Source organism: Gordonia neofelifaecis NRRL B-59395 (assembly GCF_000192435.1).
GTDB lineage: Bacteria > Actinomycetota > Actinomycetes > Mycobacteriales > Mycobacteriaceae > Gordonia > Gordonia neofelifaecis.
In genome coordinates this window covers 69912-86984 of the sequence record NZ_AEUD01000015.1, presented here as the reverse complement: position 1 = coordinate 86984, position 17073 = coordinate 69912, and the positions used below count along the sequence as shown (strand labels likewise).

Below are 17073 nucleotides of genomic sequence, written 5' to 3'. Positions count from 1 at the left end.
TGGACCACAATGCAGTTATGACCGACGAGACCGCTGTGCCGGATGGGAGCGCCCGATCGGGCGGATTGCGCATCGCCACCACGCTGGGGACGGTCGGACCGGCCACGGCGGTGGAACTGACCGACGATCAGGTCATCGAGCTCGGCGGCGGTCGTCGAGCCGCGGTCCGCGTGACCGTCGACGGCCGAACGGCCCGCCTGCGGCTGGCGCGGATGGGCGGACGCAATCTGATCGGCCTGTCGAAGGCGGCGCGTGCCGAGCTCGGCGTCGAGATCGGCGATCGGGTCGAGGTGCTGATCGAGCTCGACGACGTCGAGCGGACCGTCGAGGTGCCACCGGAGCTGGCCGCGGCGCTCGACGCACGGGGTGTGCGGTCGGCGTTCGACGGGCTGTCGTACACGCGGCGCAAGGAGATCGCGCGCGGTGTCGCCGACGCGAAGAGACCCGAGACGGTTCAGCGACGTCTGAGTGCGGCCGTCGACGCGCTGATCGCCGACCTGCCGCGGGTGGTGAGCGTCGAGCGGGTGATCGCCGCGCCGCGCTCCTCGGTCTTCGAGCTCATCGCCGACCCGGCCCGGCAGCCCGAATGGGACGGCAACGACAACCTGGCCGAGGCCGATCCCGGACAGCGCGTCCGCGCCGTCGGCGACGACTTCGAGATGCATCTGACGAAAACGGGCGCCGTGCGTGCGAATCGGGTCGTCGAGTTCGACGAGGGACGCCTGATCGCCTGGCGGCCGTCGGAGCCCGGCCGGCCCGAGCCGGGGCATCTCTGGCGCTGGGAGCTGTTCGACGTCGACGAGGGCGTCCGGGTGGTGCACACGTATGACTGGACTGCACTGCACGAGGAGAAACGCGAGGTCCGCGCTCGGGCGACGACGCCGGACCGGCTCGCCGCATCGATCGACCGGCTCGCGGCACTGGCCGAACGCTAGGTGTGATGTCACGGCGCGCAGACGCCGCGGATGATCGCGTCGACCGTCGCCTCGGCGTGCGACCACAGCTCGTCGCGGTCGGTCGTCTGCAGGGGCCCGCGCAACGCGAGTTCGGCGAAGCCGTGGACCGCCGACCAGCAGGCCCATCCCGCGGAGCGTCGGCGGTCGGCGGGGAGTTCGCCGGTGTGAACGAGGAGGTCCAGGCTCGACGTCAGCGCGCGGAAGGGCGGGGTGGCGGCGAGCTTCTGGCCGCCGGGCACGCCGTCGCCGAAGAACGACACGGAGAACCATCCGGGCTCGGTGAGGGCGAACGCGATGTAGCCGAGTCCGACGCCGCGGAGGCGTTCACGCGGTCCGAGTCCGGGGTCGGCGGCCGCCATCGCGTCGGCCATCCGCTGCTGCACGGCGTCGGAGACCGCGTCGAGGAGCGCGGACCGAGCGGGGAAGTGGCGGTAGGCGGCGTTGGGTGACACGCCGACCATCCGGGTCGCCGACCGGATGGTGAGCGCGTCGGGCCCGCCGGTGCGGGTGGCCTCCAGGCCTGCCTCGATCAGCGCGCGGGCCAGATCTCCGTGGTGATACGCCATTCGTTGCCTCGGGACTCGAGAATGTATACGCTGTGAACATAACAGATGTGGACGACGTGAACATGGAGGCCGAGATGACTGCACTGCCTCCGGTCGTAGACCGGGCCACCTGGCAGAACGATCTGGACGAACTGCGAATCCGAGAGAAGGCGGCGACGCGTGAGCTCGACGCGATCGCCGCACAACGACGACGAATGCCGGTGGTGAAGCTGCCGGAGTACCGGCTGACCGCCGAGGACGGCAGCGAACTCTCACTGGCCGAGGTGTTCGACGGTCGATCGCAACTGATCGTCTACAACCACATGTGGACCGACGGCAATGAATGGCAGTGTCCGGGGTGCACCGGCTTCACGTCGCAGTTCACCAGGCTCGACGCGCTCGACGCGTGGGATGCGCGCTTCGTGATCGTGAGCAACGGCCCCATCGACGAACTGGTCGCGTACAAGCGCCGCGTCGGGAACCGGATGACCTGGTACTCGTGCGCAGGGTCGTCGTTCGGCACCGAGGTCGGAGCGGCGCCCGGCGGCGGCTTCGCGCTCAACACATTCCTGCGGGACGGCGACGACGTCTATCACTCCTGGCAGACGTTCAGCCGCGGCATCGAGCAGGTGAGCCCGCTGTTCGGTCTGCTCGACACTCTGCCGTACGGCAGGCAGGAGGTGTGGCAGGACAGCCCCGACGGATGGCCGCAGTCGGCGACGTACTCCAAGTGGGCGTCGAGCAAGCAGATCGCGGATCTCTACGGCGAGAAGCCCCGATAAATCCGTTGCGACCACTCCGACGTGCGGCGTAGCGTTCGTGTCGTCAAGGGAAAGGAGGTGGTCCGAGAAATGATTTCTTTCAGGACTGAGGAGGTGGCCGCCGTCTGACTGACAGATTCTGTCAGGCGACGGTCGCCCACCTGAAGTAACGACAGGCCCCGAGAATGCGTGAGGTTCACGCGCTCGGGGCCTGTTCGCGTTCGAGGGCGAGGTTCTTACGCGCATCCGCGTAACTCGCCGTCAGAAGCTGCGTTCGGGACACAGCTTCTGACGGGTAGCTACGCGGATACACGTCACTGCCGAGAAGTCGGGAACTTCGCCGGGTGGACGTCGCCGTCTGCGAGCAGGCCGCTCTGAATGTCGCTGATGATTTGGTCTGTGAGTTCTTGGTGCGAGCCGACGGCCCAATCGAAACGATCGGTCGCCCAGAACCGCGCGTTCGTGGTTCCGCCGGGGTGGGTCCAAGCCTCGATGGACCTCGTCCGCCGCGCGAGGGTGAAGTGAAAGGCACCGTTCTCTGCGCTGAACTGAGCCTCGATGCTCTCGTCGTCGTGGCTCGTTCGCAGCCGGTCGGGACGGACCGTTGCGGTCAGATGCAGGGTGATCGGTTCCGGTGCGAGGTTCCGTCGAGCCCATTCGGCATCGTGCCGCCGCTTGGCTTCGAACTCTTCGCGGAGCCGTGCACTCCGATCTCCGCTTGATTCGCACGGGCCGTCCCACACGAAGAAGGTCACGTCGCGATGGGTGTCGACGGCGAACTCGGTGAACGAGACCGACGCGCCGTACGCGTCGTTCCGCCATTGCAGGGTCGCACCGGTTTCGGTGTCGACGACCATCTGCATGGGCGCAGGCTTGTGCGGCGGCGGCGCGAGCTCGACGTTCCAGCATTCGCGGCCGAGATACTCGCCGATCGTGATCGGCGAGTCGGTCGGGCGGGTGAAGTCGTCCCGTTTCCGGTCCATCGGGGACCGGATCGTGAGGATCTCGGCGCCCGGCCCGCGGTAGCCGAGGTGCGTGATCGGGTCCGACAGGAACTGCAGTCGACGATCGCGACTCCATCCGGTGATTCCGTCGCTGAGATAGCGGATCTCGCCGTCGGCGTCCTCGACGCGCATGCGGTGTCCGTCGCGCCAGACTGCGACGCGCTGTTCGTCGATCGGCCCGCGGCCGTCGGTCGCCGTTCGCGACACGATCGTGCCGCGGATCGGTGCCGTCGGTGGATCGAGCAAGCGGTACAGGATCTGATTCCACGTCACCATCGATACTCCTGGCGGACTCGTCGTTGCGGTGTCCGCCCGACCCTAGCCGCGTGGACTGACGTATCCGCGTAACTCGCCGTCAGAAGCTGTGTTCGGGACACAGCTTCTGCCGGGTAGTTACGCGGATACGACCGGCGCGATTTGGCGGCGTCGGATGAGACAGAAGTGCCCCACCGGAAACCGGTGGGGCACTTCTTGTTCTGGGGCTGCAGATCAGACTGCGGCGCCGGCGAGAGCCTCGGCGGCGGTGATCGCCTGGCCGACGCCTGCGACGATCGACGCGACCTTGAGGGCCTCGAACACGACCTCGCGGTCCTGGCCGCCCTCGCGGACGACGGCCTCGTGGGCGCCGACGCAGTGCTCACAGCCGTTGATCGCCGACACGGCGAGCGACCACAGCTCGAAGTTCACCTTGTCCACGCCGGGGTTGCCGATGATGTTCATCCGCAGACCCGGGCGCAGGTCGTCGTACTTGCCGTCGAGGAAGCCGCGGCCGCGGTAGAACACGTTGTTCATGCCCATGATCGACGCGGCGCCGAGAGCGGCGTTGTAGGCCTCCGCCGACAGATTGTCGGCGGCCTCGTCGGCGATCTCACGCAGCACCGTGGCGTTGCGGGTGGCTGCGGCGGTGGCCAGCAGCGAGCCCCACAGCTGCTCCTCGTTCAGCACCGTGGTGCGGCTGATCGAGGAGAGGTTCAGCTTGAGATCCTTGGCGTACTCGGGGAGTGCGTTCTTCAGGTTGTCGATGCTCATATCGATCGAGTCCTTCGAGTGTGTGAGACGGCTGGGGTGATCGAGGGAGGGCCCTGGATCAGACGCCCGCGCTCATGAGCTCGCCGGCGTTGATGGTCGGGTCACCCTTCTTCCAGTTGCAAGCGCACAGCTCGTCCGACTGCAGGGCGTCGAGGACGCGCAGGACCTCGTCGACGTTGCGGCCGACCGAACCGGCGGTGACCGAGACGAACTGGATCTCGTTGTTCGGGTCGACGATGAAGGTGGCGCGATCGGCGACGCCGTCGGCGTTCAGCACACCGGTGGCCTCGACGAGCTCACGCTTGAGGTCCGAGAGCATCGGGAAGGGAAGGGTCTTGAGCTCCTCGTGCTGTGCGCGCCACTGGAAGTGGACGAACTCCGAGTCGATCGAGGCGCCGAGGACCTGGGTGTCGCGGTCGGCGAACTCGTCGTTCAGCTTGCCGAAGGCGGCGATCTCGGTGGGGCAGACGAAGGTGAAGTCCTTCGGCCAGAAGAAGACGACGCGCCACTTGCCCGCGTAGTCGTCGCTCGTGACGGTGGTGAAGTAGTCGTCGGGCTGCTGTGCGTCGACCTTCGACAGGTCGCCGCCGATGACAGCGGTGAGGTTGTATGCCGGGAACTGGTCGCCGATGGTCAGCAGAGCCATGTAAATACTCCTTCAATGCGGGGATTGTGCTGCTACAGAAAGAATTCGGGCGGGAGGGCGGTGGCCTCTCCGGCCTGCACCATCTATTCTGCCGCAAACCCAGTGAAAAGCAAATGCGATAGTAGTCACTATATTGATAGGCATGAGCGATCAAAGTTATCAGCCGCCGCTGAATGCCCTGCGGGCGTTCGTGTCCGTTGCGAAGCATCTCCACTTCGGTTCCGCCGCAGCCGAACTCGGGGTCAGTCAGCCCTCCTTGTCCCAGGCCCTGGCAGGTCTCGAGAACGGGCTCGGCCTCAAGCTCGTCGAACGCACGACGCGCCGGGTCATGCTGACCGCGGAGGGGCGTCGACTGCTCGGTTCGGCGATCGCCGTGTGCGACACCGTGGACGACTTCCTGCTCGACGCGGCAGGCGATCTCGACCCGCTGTCGGGCACGCTGCGACTCGGACTCATCCCGACGATCGCGCCCTACATCCTGCCGCGCGTGCTGCACGGTCTCGCCGCGCGGCGCCCGGCGCTCGACCTGCTCGTCGTCGAGGACCAGACCGACCGGCTGCTCGGGCAGCTGCGCGACGGTGCACTGGACGCGGCCGTCCTCGCGCTGCCCGCGAACGCGTCGGGGATCGGTGAGATCCCCATGTACTCAGAGGATTTCGTGCTGGCCCTGCCTCAGGGGCATCCGCTGGCCGGGAGGAAGCGACTGGCGCCGAAGACCCTCGAGGATCTGCCGCTGCTGCTGCTCGACGAAGGTCACTGCCTCCGGGATCAGGCGCTGGAGGTGTGCCAGCTCGCCGGCGTGTCCCCGGACCTCCGGCAGACGCGCGCGGCGTCGCTGACGACGGCGGTGCAGTGCGTCGAAGGCGGTCTCGGCGTGACCCTGATTCCGCAGACCGCCGTCGCGGTCGAGACGGCGGCGGGCTCGCTCGCGACCGCCGAATTCGCCCACCCGCGCCCGGGACGGAAGATCGGCCTGGTGTACCGCGAGTCGTCGGGCCGCGGCGAGGCCTATCGGGCGCTCGCCGCCGAGATCGCGGAGCTGGTCGGGGAGAGCGGCGCGGTGACTCCGACGGTGCAGCCGCTCACGCCTGCGACGTGAGGGCCTCCCACTCGTCGATCAGACTCGAGTCGACGCCGCGGATCAGCTCGCCGAGTTCGTCGGTGATGTCCTCGATCTCGTCGGTGACGGCGGACATCGGCAGCCCGCTGTTCAGCGCACGGTAGCAGTCCGTCAGGTACCGCAGGACCACGCCCTCGCTGCGGGCGACGCCGAGGTCGGAGACCAGTTCGGCGAAGGTCATCGACCGTTCGCGCATGTAGCGCAGCACGGACTTCGGGGACGGCGGGGTGTTCGCCAGCCACGGGTGCCCGCGCCGATACGTCTCGTATGCGAAGCCGATCTCCTCGGCCAGCGGCTGCGGCCAGGTGATCTCCTCGAGCCGCTCCATCCGCTCCTCGTACTCGATCCCGTCGGCCTTCATCTCGGCGATGGCCGCGTCGCGAGCCTGTTTGCGCTGTGCGACGAGGATCGGACGGGGATCGTCGAGGGTGCACTCGAGGATTGAGATGACGTCGAGCGCGTAGGTGTCCGAGTCGGTGTCGAGCAGTTCGAAGGCGGCCACCGCGAACGCCGACAGCGGATTGGTCAGTGCGAAGTTCTCGGGGAGGTCGATGGACAGTTCGACGTGCTTGCCGTCGGCGGCCGGCTCATCGAGCTTGGTCACGATCCCCGTCTCGCACAGGTCGCGGTAGAGGGCGATCGTGTGCTTGATGTGCCGGAGCTGTCGCGCTCGCGGCTCATGATTCGACTCCAGCAGATGCCGCAGCGCGGCGAAGCAGTCGCCCGGGCGCTCCAGGACCTCCATGAGCATCGCGGTGGTCATCCGGAAATGGGACTTCAGCTCTTCGTCCGGTGCGTCGATCAGAGTCTCGAAGGTCTTCTCGCCCCAGCTGACGAAGCCTTCGGGGGCCTTGCGGCGCACCACTTTTCGCAACTTCTTCGGGTCGTCGCCCGCCTTGGCGACGGCCCGCGCGTTGTCGACGTCGTGCTCGGGGGCCTGCGCGACGACGTAACCGACGGTGTCGTACCCGGCACGCCCCGCGCGCCCGGCGATCTGATGGAACTCCCGCGCGCGCAGTCGTCGCACGCGATGCCCGTCGTACTTGGTGAGACCGGCGAACAGCACGGTCCGGATCGGCACGTTGATGCCGACGCCGAGCGTGTCCGTGCCCGCCACGACCTTCAGCAGGCCGGCCTGCGCGAGCCGTTCGACGAGCCTGCGATACCGCGGGAGCATGCCCGCGTGATGGACGCCGATCCCGGCACGCAGCAGTTTCGAGAGAGTGTTGCCGAAGCCCGTGCGGAACTGGAAGTCGCCGATGGCCTCGGCGATCGCCGCCTTCTCCTCCTTGGTGCAGATCTTCGCCGAGAGCAGTGCCTGCGCGCGCTCGACGGCCTGCTGCTGAGTGAAGTGCACGACGTACACGGGTGCCTGGCCCGCGTTGATGAGCTCCTCGATCGTCTCGTGGATCGGGGTCATCGCGTACCGGTGCTGCAGCGGCACCGGACGTTCGGCGCCGGTCACCGGAACGGTGGGGCGCCCGGTGCGTCGCGTGAGGTCGTCGATGAAGAAGTCCATGCTGCCGAGCGTCGCCGACATCAGCAGGAACTGAGTGTGCGGCAGCTCGATGAGGGGGACCTGCCAGGCCCAGCCGCGGTCGGACTCGCCGTAGTAGTGGAACTCGTCGGCGATGAGCACGCCGACATCGGACTCCGGGCCGTCGCGCAGCGCGATGTTGGCGACGATCTCGGCGGTGGCACAGACGACGGGAGCATCGGCGTTGACCGAGGCGTCGCCGGTCAACAGCCCGACGTTCTCCGCGCCGAACTGGTTGCACAGATCGAAGAACTTCTCACTGACCAGCGCTTTGATGGGCGCGGTGTAGTAGGCGCGCTGCCCGCGGCCGAGGGCGAAGTACACCGCGCCGGACGCGACGAGCGACTTGCCGGAGCCGGTCGGCGTGGCCAGGATGACGTTGCTTCCCGAGACCAGCTCGAGGAGGGCCTCCTCCTGGTGCGGATACAGGTCGATCCCGCGAGACGCCCACCACGTCGTGAATCGCTCGAATGCGAGGTCCTCGTCGGTGGTGGGCGTCAGGGGAGCGATGTCGCTCGGATCGGCCTCCGGTGCGGTCAGCTCAGATCACGTCCTCGGGTGTCGTCGTCGGGTTCGGTGTTCTCGCCGAGACCGTCGAACTCGGCGGCGTGCTCGGCCAGGAACTTCTCGAACTCCGCGCCCAGTTCGTCGCCGGAGGGCATCTCCTGGTCGGCCGCCAGCAGCGAGGCCTGTTCGTTCTTGGCGCGCATGTAGGCGTCGTACTGGTTCTCCAGCGAGGTGACCACCGATGCGACCTCCGCGTTCGATGCGACCTCGCCGTCGATCTGCGCGCGCATCTCCTCGGCGGCGTTCTCCAGCGCGGTCACGGGCAGGTCCAGTCCGGACGCCTGCCCGATCGCCTCCAGGAGCGCGGCGGACGCGCCCGGGTAGTTCGACTGCGCGAGGTAGTGCGGCACGTGGGCCGACAGGCCGACGGTCCGGTATCCGGCCTCGCCCAGCCGCAACTCGAGCAGCATCGACACGCTCGCGGGCAGCTTCATCGGATTGCCCCAGCGATTGAGGTCGCCGATCGAGTCCGAGTCGTTCCCGTGCGCGGTGATCGACGCGGGGCGGGTGTGCGGAACGGCCATCGGGATCGAGTTGAGTCCGACCACCTGCGAGACGTTGAAGCGCTCGGCGAGCGCGCTGATCGCCGTGGTGAACTGCTCCCAGCGCAGGTCCGGCTCGGGGCCGTCGAGCAGCAGGAACGGCACGCCCGAGTTGTCGCGCACCGCGTGGACGGTGAGCTGGTGCATCTCGATGCCGTCGAACTTCTCGCCGCTGAACGAGATCGTCGGCCTGCGGGAGCGGTAGTCGATCAACTCGTCGGCGTTGAACGTCGCCACCAACTCGGATTCGAGCGCTTCGCGCAGGTGCGTCGCAGCCAGTGCGACCGCGTGGCCCGCGTCGGCGTAGCCCTCGAGGGCGTGGATCAACACCGGACCGTCGCCGTCGGCGCTGTACACGGCGGGAGCCGGGAACTCGAGATCGTAGAGCTCGCGGGGGTCTTGGGACCGCTCGTCCATGGTCTCTCCCTTCGGATATGACTTTCTATTGTCCCGTACGGGACTCGACAGGTTCAACACGGCCCCGCGGCGGGTCATTCCCGGATCGGGCCTCCGCGAATGGCACAGTGGAGATGTGCGTCTTGTTACTGGTGTGAAAGCCGTGGCGGCTGTGATCGTGGTCGCCGCCGTCGCCTCGGCCTGTTCGGTCTCCGGCGAGGCGGTGCCGACCCCCGACCTCTCGTCCAAGGCCGTGCCGAGCTCCGACTTCCCGTACGGAGCCGGCCAGCCGGTGCCATCTGCGCAGGTACCGGGGATTCTCGCGGACATCACCTTTCGGCCGATGCGTGGCCGCAACGATCCGGCGGACTGCACCCCGGCGGCGGTCGACACCGCAACCGCGCAGGTGCGGGTCGGTCCGGGCGGACCGGCGCAGGGCACTTTGACGGCGATGGTCGTGCGCGCGACGGACAGCTTCGACGACTTCCTCTCCGAGGCCCGCCGGTGCACCGAGTTCGCTCTCGGCGGAACCGTGGGCACCGCCGTCGCGACGACGGTCGACGCCGCCGATCCGTCTGCGGGCACGGTCCAGCTCGAGCGCCGCCTGCGGATGGGGCCCGCACCGTCGGCGCAGGATCAGTCGGCGCAGCCGCCGAGCTCGTCGGTGACCGAGTTCGTCGCCCAGCAGGGCGACGTCCGCGTGTACGTCCAGAACCGGCGTCCGGGCGGTACCGCGCTGGGGGCTGACGAACTCGCCGCGACGCGCACGTTGTTCGACGCCGCCCGCGCGAGTGCCTTCGGCGGCTGATCGCGCATCGCCGCTGGTGGAATTGTGGATCGCCGCGCTCCCCATCAACAGTGGGCCGGGGCGCCTACCGGTCCGGCCGGCCACGGCTCAGCCTTGAGCCATGACGAACTCGCTCAGCATTCCCGCAGGTGGCCAGACCAACGGACGCCACGACCCCGACAAGCTGCTCGCCGCGGTCCCCGGACTCCTCGGCTTCGTGCCCGAGCGGTCCATCGTCCTCCTGGCGTTCAGCGGCGAACGCACGGTGGCCGCGACCATGCGGCACGACCTCTGTCTGACGAAGGCCGGTGCGCCCTCCGCGGGTATGCGCCAGCTCTTCATCCGGCTCGGCGCCCTCGCCGCCTCCTATCGGACGATCGGTACGGTTGCGGTGATCGTCGACGACCGGTTCCCGCCCGACGACCAGCGTTATCGGCGGGTGGCCGCCGCCGCGCACAAGGGGTTCCGGCCGGCAGGCGGTCTGTCGGCGGCGTTCGCGATGGCAGAGGCCGTCGCCGGAGCGGACTGGCACACCATCTGGCGTCCGCAGTCCGGCACGCCGCCGCATCCCTTCCCGGGTTCGGTGCCGGACCGCGGACTGCTCAGCGATCCGAATGCGTCACCGACGGCGCTGGAACGCGCCGTGAACTCCGGCCGGCGGATCCTGTCGCGGCGATCCGAGATGGAGGGGCTGCTCTCGCCGGTCCCACACTGCGCAGATCTGCTGTGCCACGCGGAGTTCCCGGTTCCGGTACGGCACCAGCCGGGTCGCGAGGACGCTCGTGGGCTGGAGATCGTGTTGGCGGCGGTCGATCGCTTCGGCGCGGGAGACCTGGATCTGCCGTGCGACGAGGTGAACCGCCTCGCGGCCGCGCTGGTGTCGGTGCACGTCCGGGACGCGCTTCTCGGACTGTCCCTGACGGCACGACGCGGCGCGGCCGAAGACCTGTGGCGGGCACTGACCCGTCGTCTGTCCGGACACGCGCGGGCCGCGGCCGCGACGTTGCTCGGCCACGTGCACTACATGGCGGGCGAGGGGGCATACGCCGGAGTCGCCCTGCGCGTCGCGCAGGATGCCGACCCCGACTACAACTTGGCGAACCTGCTCGACACCGCGCTCGCCAACGGCATGCGTCCGCGTGAGCTCGGCGGGCTCGCCGAACTCGCCTACGACATCGCCGAAGCGCTCGGCACCCGGCTGCCACCGCCGCTCTTCGAGGCGGCCGGGTGATCCGAGGGCGAGATCAGCTCTTGTTCACGAAGATCGCGTGCGAGATCTCCGATGAGAGGGTGAGTCCCTCGTGTCCGGGAGTGGTGATGATGACGGCCCGCGGGGTCACATTCACCGACACGCGAGCGTTCGGGACCACGCCTGCCTGACGCAGCTCGGAGATCAGTTCCGGATCGGCCTGCGCGTGCTCGGACATCCGCGCCACGACCACCGTGCTGTCGCCCTGGGGCAGGTCGACGAGCCGGACGGACTCGTCCTCCCGTGCGCTGAACTCGACGCCGAGCTGTTCGAGCCCGGGGATCGGGTTGCCGTACGGCGAAGTCGTCGGATTGTCGAGGACCGCGACCAGGCGTCGTTCCACGTTCTCGCTCATCACGTGCTCCCAGCGGCAGGCCTCGTCGTGGACCTCGTCCCAGGGCAGCCCGATGACGTCGACCAGCAGCCGTTCGGCCAGGCGATGCTTGCGCATCACGGACACCGCCAGATTGCGACCCTTGTCGGTGAGTTCGAGATGGCGGTCGCCCGCGACGCGGAGCAGCCCGTCGCGCTCCATCCGGGCCACCGTCTGTGAGACCGTCGGTCCACTCTGTTCGAGGCGCTCGGCGATGCGAGCGCGCAGCGGGATGATCCCCTCCTCCTCAAGGTCGTAGATCGTCCGCAGATACATCTCTGTGGTATCGACAAGATCGTTCACGAAGCCTCAATCCTTTCGCCTGCATACAGGCTACCCGGAAGGCGCTGCGGGCGGGGCACCCGATGCCGTGCCCGGGTGGCGTGAAACCGATAGCGTGACAGGGTGATGCGGAATGAGGCGAGGCGATGAGCGCGGCGATCATCTGGAGTGAGCACTTCATGGACTACAAGTGGGCGTACACCCACCCGATGAGTCCGGTCCGCCTGGCGCTGACGATGTCGCTGGCACGCAGTCTCCAGGTGCTCGACGACGTCGAGACCGTCGAGCCGCTGCCGGTGGACGACTCGGTGCTGAGAACGGTGCACACGCAGGGATACATCGAGGCCGTCCGGGCGGTGAGCTCGGGTTCGGCGTCGATGAACGCGCCGGTGCTGGAGCGGCTGTTCGGGCTCGGCAGCGCCGACAACCCGATCTTCGAGGGCATGCACGACGCCGGGTCCATGCTGGTCGGCGGATCACTGGCCGCGGCGCAGGCCATCACCTCGGGTCGGGTGACGCGCGCGGTCAACATCGGCGGCGGCATGCACCACGCCATGAAGGGCCACGCGGCGGGTTTCTGCATCTACAACGACTGCTCCATCGCGATCCGGTGGCTGCTGGAGAACGGCTACGACCGGATCGCCTACATCGACGTCGACGCGCACCACGGCGACGGCGTGCAGACGGAGTTCATCGGCGATCCCCGGGTGATGACCGTGTCGCTGCATCAGCACCCGGCCACCCTGTGGCCGGGCACCGGGTGGGCGACGGAGATCGGGGAGGGCGACGCGACCGGGACCGCGGTCAACGTCGGCCTGATGCCGGGGCTGCCGGACAGCTTGTGGCTGCGCGCCTTCCACGCGATCGTGCCGTCGATGGTGGAGGCCTTCAAGCCGCAGATCCTGGTGACGCAGATCGGCGTCGACAGCCATCGGGCCGACCCGCTCACCGACCTGGCGCTGACCGTCGACGGTCATGCCGCCGCGATCCGCGCGCTGCGTGATCTCGCCGATCGTCACTGCGAGGGCCGCTGGCTGGCCGTCGGCGGGGGCGGCTACGGCGTCGTCAACGTGGTGCCGCGGAGCTGGACGCATCTGATCGCCGCCGCGTTGGACCGCGACGTCGACCCGTCGACGAGGATCGGAGACGACTGGCTGGCCGGTGCGCAGGACCTGGCCAAGACCGTCCACCCCGACTACGCGCGCCCGCCGGAGGCCACCATGGGCGACGGGGGCGTCACCGACTTCGTCCGCTGGGACGGCGACGGCAGTGCCCAGCCGCCGCCCGGGGTCTCGGAATCGGCTCAGCGGCAGACCGACAAGGCCATCATCGCCACCCGCCGTGCGGTGTTCCCGCTGCACAGCCTGGACCCGGAGGATCCCCGTGACTGACTCGAACGACCTGCCGCGCGAGTACCCCCGGCAGTGGGCCGCCGACGTGCTGGCCTCGGACGGCGGCGTCGTGCACATCAGGCCGATCGTCCCGGCGGACGCGGACCTGCTCGTCGAGTTCCACAACGGGCTGAGCGAACGCACCCGGTACATGCGCTACTTCGGGCCGACGCCGACGCTCCCGCCTCGCGAGGTGGTGCGGATGACGACGGTCGACTACCGCAACCGCGTCGCGCTGCTGGCGTTCCTCGGCGACCGGGTGATCGCGATGGGCCTGTACGAGGGCCTGGCCGCGGATGGAAAGCCGACCTCGGCGGAGGTCGCCTTCGTGGTGGCCGACGACCATCAGGGCCGCGGTCTGGGACCGATCCTGCTCGAACACCTCGCGGGCGCGGCGGCGGAGAACGGCTTCACCCGATTCGAGGCGGAGGTGCTCTCCGAGAACCCGAACATGGTCGCCGTGTTCCGGGACGCGGGATATCAGATCAGCCGGGCCTTCGACGGCAGCACCGTCCACGTCGAGTTCCTGATCGACCCGACCGAGGCCCTGACCGTGGTGCGCAACGCCCGCGAGCGCGCCTCCGAGGCGCGGAGCATCGCGAATCTTCTTCGGCCGCAGTCGGTCGCGGTGATCGGTGCGTCGACCGACTTCAAGAAGGTCGGCAACGTCCTGCTCGCCAATGTGCTCGCCGCGGGCTTCACCGGCCCGGTGTTCCCGGTCAACGGATCCGGTGTGGCGCCCGAGCCGGACGGTGCCGCGGTCCGCGCCGGACATCGTCCCGGTCGTCCCGAGCGCACCCCACCGCCGTCGGTGCGCGGCATCCGGTCGTACCCGACCGTCCGCGACATCCCCGACCCGGTGGACCTGGCGGTCATCGCGGTGCCCGCGGAACGCATCGACCAGGTGCTCGACGACTGTCTGGCGAAGGGCGTCCGGGCCCTCGTCGTGGTGTCCGCCGGCTTCGGCGAGCGCGGTGAGGCGGGACTGGAGAACGAGAAGCGACTGGCCGAGCAGGTGCGTGCGCACGGGATGCGGCTGGTCGGACCGAATGCCCTCGGGGTGGTGAACAACCATCACGACATCGCGCTGAACGCCTCGCTGGCACCGCGTATCCCGGGCCCCGGGCGGGTCGGCTTCTTCTGCCAGTCCGGCGCCCTCGGCATCGCGATCCTGGACACCGCGGCGCACCGGCAGCTGGGACTGTCGACGTTCGTCTCCGCGGGCAACCGCGCCGACGTCTCGGGCAACGACGTGCTGCAGTACTGGGACACCGACGACGACACCGATGTGGTGCTGCTCTACCTGGAGAGTTTCGGCAACCCGCGGAAGTTCGGCCGGATCGCTCGACGGGTGGCGTCGCGGAAGCCGATCGTCGCGATCAAGTCGGGCAGCGGTGCGATGTCGCCGGTGCACGCGCAGCGGACCGGTCCGGTGCAGGACGACCGCGTGGCGCAGATGGTCCTCGAACAGGCGGGCGTGATCCAGGTCGAGACGATCGCCGAGCTCTTCGACTGCGCGACGGTGCTGGCCTATCAGCCGTTGCCCGCCGGGCCGCGGACGGCCATCCTCGGCAACTCGTCGGTGATCGCATCGCTGGCGGCGAACACGGCGCGGTCGTCGGGACTCGACGTGGTGTCGATCGTGGACCTCGGTCCGGCGGTGACGCACGACGAACTGACCGGTGCAGTCGGCGCTGCGATGACCGACGACTCGATCGACGCGGTGATCGTGGTGTTCGTCCCGCCGGTGGCGGTCGACTCCGCCGACTACGCATTCGGTCTGATGGAGGCCACGCGGCCGGCCGACGGCGGGGACGTGCCCGCCAAACCCGTCGTCACGACCTTCCTCGCCGTCGAGGGCGTGCCGCCCGGGCTGTCGCGCACCGGGCCGGACGGCGTGCCCGTCCGCGGCTCGATCCCGTCTTACCCGACGCCGGAACGCGCGGCCAGCGCCCTGGCCCAGGCGTGGCGGTATGCGCGGTGGCGGGCCCGGCCCGACGCACAGCCCGCGCCGATCCCGGACGCCCGTCCGGAGGATGCGCGCAGCTTCGTCCGCGAGGCCATGGCCGACGGGCCCCGTGTGCTGACCGCGCGTGAGGGGTCGTACGTGCTCGGCAATTACGGCATCGAGGTGGTGCGGTTCCGTGACGTCTCGACGATGCACGAGGCGTCGGCGGCCGCCCGCGAGATGGGCTTCCCGGTGGTCGTGAAGTCGACGTCGCCCGATTGGGTGGGCCGCGTCGACCGGGAGGGCGCGCGCCTGGACCTGTCGGACGCGACCGCCGTGATCACGGCGTTCAACGAGCTGACCGCGCTGACCGGCGACACGTCGCTGCAGGTGCAGCGGATGGCGCCGAAGGGCGTCGGGATGTACCTGCGGGTGGCGGACAGTCCGTCGTTCGGCCCGCTGATGTCGTTCGGGCTGTCGGGCAGGCTCTTCGAGGCGCTCGGCGACCGCAGCTTCCGGTCCGTGCCGCTGACCGAGTACGACGCGCGTGAACTCGTCGAGGACCCGAGCGTGCAGACGCTCCTGGCCGAGGACCGCACCGAGCCGGATGCGCTGGTCGAGTTGCTTCAGCGGGTGTCGGCGCTGATCGACGACGTTCCGGAGATCCGCGAGCTGACGCTCGACCCGATTCTCACCTCGCCGGACGGCATCGCCGTGCTCGGATCGCAGATACGCGTAGGCCCGGTGCCCACGTTGGCGGACACCGGGCCGAGGCGGCTGGGCTGACTCGGGGGATCATCGAGCCCAGCCGCCGGTCTGGGACGCGGATGCGTCAGCTGGCGTATGCGCGGAGCTTCTCGGCGCGGTCGCCCTGGCGGAGCTTGCCCATCACCTCGCGCTCGATCTGACGGACACGCTCACGCGACAGCCCGAACGCGCGGCCGATCTGATCGAGGGTGCGCGGCTGGCCGTCGTCGAGGCCGTAGCGCATGGTGATCACCTGCATCTCGCGCTCGTCGAGCGTCGAGAGCACCGAGCGGATGTCGGAGTGCAGCAGGTTCGCGATCACGACGGTCTCGGCCGACGTGGCCTCTGCGTCCTCGATGAAGTCGCCGAGCGGCGCCTCCTCGTCGTTGCCGACCGGCATGTCGAGGCTCACCGGGTCGCGGCTGTGGTCCATCAGATCGGCGATCTTCTCGGCCGGGATGCCGGACTCGAGGGCCAGTTCCTCGTCGGTGGCCTCGCGACCGAGCTGCTGGTGCAGCTCTCGGCGGATGCGGGCCAGCTTGTTGACCTGCTCCACGAGGTGGACGGGGAGACGGATGGTGCGGCTCTGGTCGGCCATGCCGCGGCTGATCGCCTGGCGGATCCACCAGGTGGCGTACGTGGAGAACTTGTAGCCCTTCGCGTAGTCGAACTTCTCGACCGCGCGGATCAGACCGAGGTTGCCCTCCTGAATCAGGTCCAGCAGCGGCATGCCGCGGCCGGTGTAGCGCTTGGCGAGCGAGACGACCAGGCGCAGGTTGGCCTCGAGAAGGTGCGCGCGGGCCTGCTCGCCCTCGCGGACGAGGATGGCGTAGTCGCGCTTCTTCGCGGGGGTGAGCCGCTTCTTGGTCGCGAGGAGATGCTTCGCGTACAGGCCGGCTTCGATGGCCTTGGAGAGATCGACTTCCTGCTCGGCGTTCAGCAGCGCGGTGCGGCCGATGCCGTTGAGGTAGACGCGGACGAGGTCGGCCGAAGGCGACTGTGCATCGAGATCCTGCTCGGTGAGAGCCGGACGAGTGCGAGTGGAACGAGCTTCGGACGGGCGGGCAATCGTCGAGTGAGCCATGCGACCTCCTGGAGATGCGAATTCATCAGTGCGTTCACCAGGTCCAACGCGGAGGGTGCCGGAAAGGTTCCCCGGCGTTGCTGAGAAGTTGCTTAGGATACGCGTCCGG

General features: G+C 68.8%; 15 protein-coding genes and 1 pseudogene. 8 read left to right on the top strand and 8 right to left on the bottom strand.

Features of this window, described 5'->3' with window-relative positions; all coding sequences use genetic code 11:
• Positions 1-17: 17 nt before the first annotated feature.
• Together SCNU_RS20895 and SCNU_RS20890 are read left to right on the top strand one after the other, a co-directional pair.
• Positions 18-476, top strand: a pseudogene (locus SCNU_RS20895) (YdeI/OmpD-associated family protein); the annotation flags it as partial.
• Between the two features lie 12 nt (positions 477-488).
• Positions 489-935, top strand: a complete 447-nt coding sequence (locus tag SCNU_RS20890) for an SRPBCC family protein (protein ID WP_040518642.1) — start codon at positions 489-491, stop codon at positions 933-935.
• A gap of 8 nt (positions 936-943) precedes the next feature.
• Here SCNU_RS20890 and SCNU_RS15910 read toward each other — a convergent pair whose 3' ends face one another.
• A complete protein-coding gene (locus tag SCNU_RS15910) occupies positions 944-1522 on the bottom strand; it encodes a TetR/AcrR family transcriptional regulator (protein WP_009680422.1) in 579 nt (192 codons plus the stop codon).
• Between the two features lie 74 nt (positions 1523-1596).
• Between SCNU_RS15910 and SCNU_RS15905 the strand changes: the two genes are divergently transcribed.
• Entirely contained in the window at positions 1597-2283 is a 687-nt protein-coding gene (locus tag SCNU_RS15905) for a DUF899 family protein (protein WP_040518640.1), read from the top strand.
• A gap of 293 nt (positions 2284-2576) precedes the next feature.
• On the opposite strand, the gene SCNU_RS15900 is transcribed toward SCNU_RS15905, so the two are convergent.
• The 3 genes from SCNU_RS15900 to SCNU_RS15890 all read right to left on the bottom strand — a co-directional run bounded on the left by SCNU_RS15900 (position 2577) and on the right by SCNU_RS15890 (position 4941).
• The gene (locus SCNU_RS15900; RefSeq protein ID WP_009680420.1) at positions 2577-3542 is read right to left on the bottom strand and encodes a hypothetical protein; all 966 of its coding nucleotides are present in this window, start codon (positions 3540-3542) and stop codon (positions 2577-2579) included.
• 213 nt (positions 3543-3755) lie between these two features.
• Positions 3756-4295: an alkyl hydroperoxide reductase gene (locus tag SCNU_RS15895; protein ID WP_009680419.1), complete on the bottom strand. Its 540-nt coding sequence runs from the start codon at positions 4293-4295 to the stop codon at positions 3756-3758.
• A 58-nt stretch (positions 4296-4353) separates the two neighbouring features.
• Positions 4354-4941, bottom strand: a complete 588-nt coding sequence (locus tag SCNU_RS15890) for a peroxiredoxin (RefSeq protein WP_009680418.1) — start codon at positions 4939-4941, stop codon at positions 4354-4356.
• Positions 4942-5083: 142 nt separating this feature from the next.
• On the opposite strand from SCNU_RS15890, the gene SCNU_RS15885 reads away from it, so the two are divergent.
• Complete coding sequence (locus SCNU_RS15885) at positions 5084-6040, top strand: hydrogen peroxide-inducible genes activator (protein ID WP_009680417.1); 957 nt, start codon at positions 5084-5086, stop codon at positions 6038-6040.
• Here SCNU_RS15885 and SCNU_RS15880 read toward each other — a convergent pair.
• Together SCNU_RS15880 and SCNU_RS15875 are read right to left on the bottom strand one after the other, a co-directional pair.
• Positions 6024-8108, bottom strand: coding sequence for a DEAD/DEAH box helicase (locus SCNU_RS15880; RefSeq protein WP_040518623.1), 2085 nt, complete (start codon positions 8106-8108; stop codon positions 6024-6026). The two genes, SCNU_RS15885 and SCNU_RS15880, sit on opposite strands and share 17 nt — an antisense overlap.
• Positions 8109-8134: 26 nt before the next feature.
• Complete coding sequence (locus tag SCNU_RS15875; RefSeq protein WP_009680415.1) at positions 8135-9124, bottom strand: proteasome assembly chaperone family protein; 990 nt, start codon at positions 9122-9124, stop codon at positions 8135-8137.
• A gap of 142 nt (positions 9125-9266) precedes the next feature.
• Here SCNU_RS15875 and SCNU_RS15870 point away from each other — a divergent pair, with 142 nt between their 5' ends.
• The gene (locus SCNU_RS15870) at positions 9267-9911 is read left to right on the top strand and encodes a hypothetical protein (protein WP_139026060.1); all 645 of its coding nucleotides are present in this window, start codon (positions 9267-9269) and stop codon (positions 9909-9911) included.
• A 100-nt stretch (positions 9912-10011) separates the two neighbouring features.
• On the top strand, positions 10012-11121 hold the full coding sequence (locus SCNU_RS15865; RefSeq protein ID WP_009680413.1) for a DUF4192 domain-containing protein: 1110 nt from the start codon (positions 10012-10014) through the stop codon (positions 11119-11121).
• Positions 11122-11134: 13 nt separating this feature from the next.
• Here the strand turns inward: SCNU_RS15865 and SCNU_RS15860 are convergent, their stop codons facing one another.
• Positions 11135-11815, bottom strand: a complete 681-nt coding sequence (locus tag SCNU_RS15860) for an iron-dependent transcriptional repressor DtxR (protein WP_009680412.1) — start codon at positions 11813-11815, stop codon at positions 11135-11137.
• Between the two features lie 125 nt (positions 11816-11940).
• On the opposite strand from SCNU_RS15860, the gene SCNU_RS15855 reads away from it, so the two are divergent.
• On the top strand, positions 11941-13185 hold the full coding sequence (locus tag SCNU_RS15855) for an acetoin utilization protein AcuC (RefSeq protein ID WP_009680411.1): 1245 nt from the start codon (positions 11941-11943) through the stop codon (positions 13183-13185).
• Entirely contained in the window at positions 13178-15919 is a 2742-nt protein-coding gene (locus SCNU_RS15850; protein ID WP_009680410.1) for a bifunctional acetate--CoA ligase family protein/GNAT family N-acetyltransferase, read from the top strand. Before SCNU_RS15855 ends, SCNU_RS15850 begins: the two co-directional genes overlap by 8 nt.
• A gap of 46 nt (positions 15920-15965) precedes the next feature.
• On the opposite strand, the gene SCNU_RS15845 is transcribed toward SCNU_RS15850, so the two are convergent.
• Positions 15966-16964 carry a sigma-70 family RNA polymerase sigma factor gene (locus SCNU_RS15845; protein ID WP_009680409.1) on the bottom strand — a complete coding sequence of 333 codons (999 nt, stop codon included), beginning with the start codon at positions 16962-16964 and terminating at the stop codon, positions 15966-15968.
• Positions 16965-17073 lie beyond the last annotated feature (109 nt).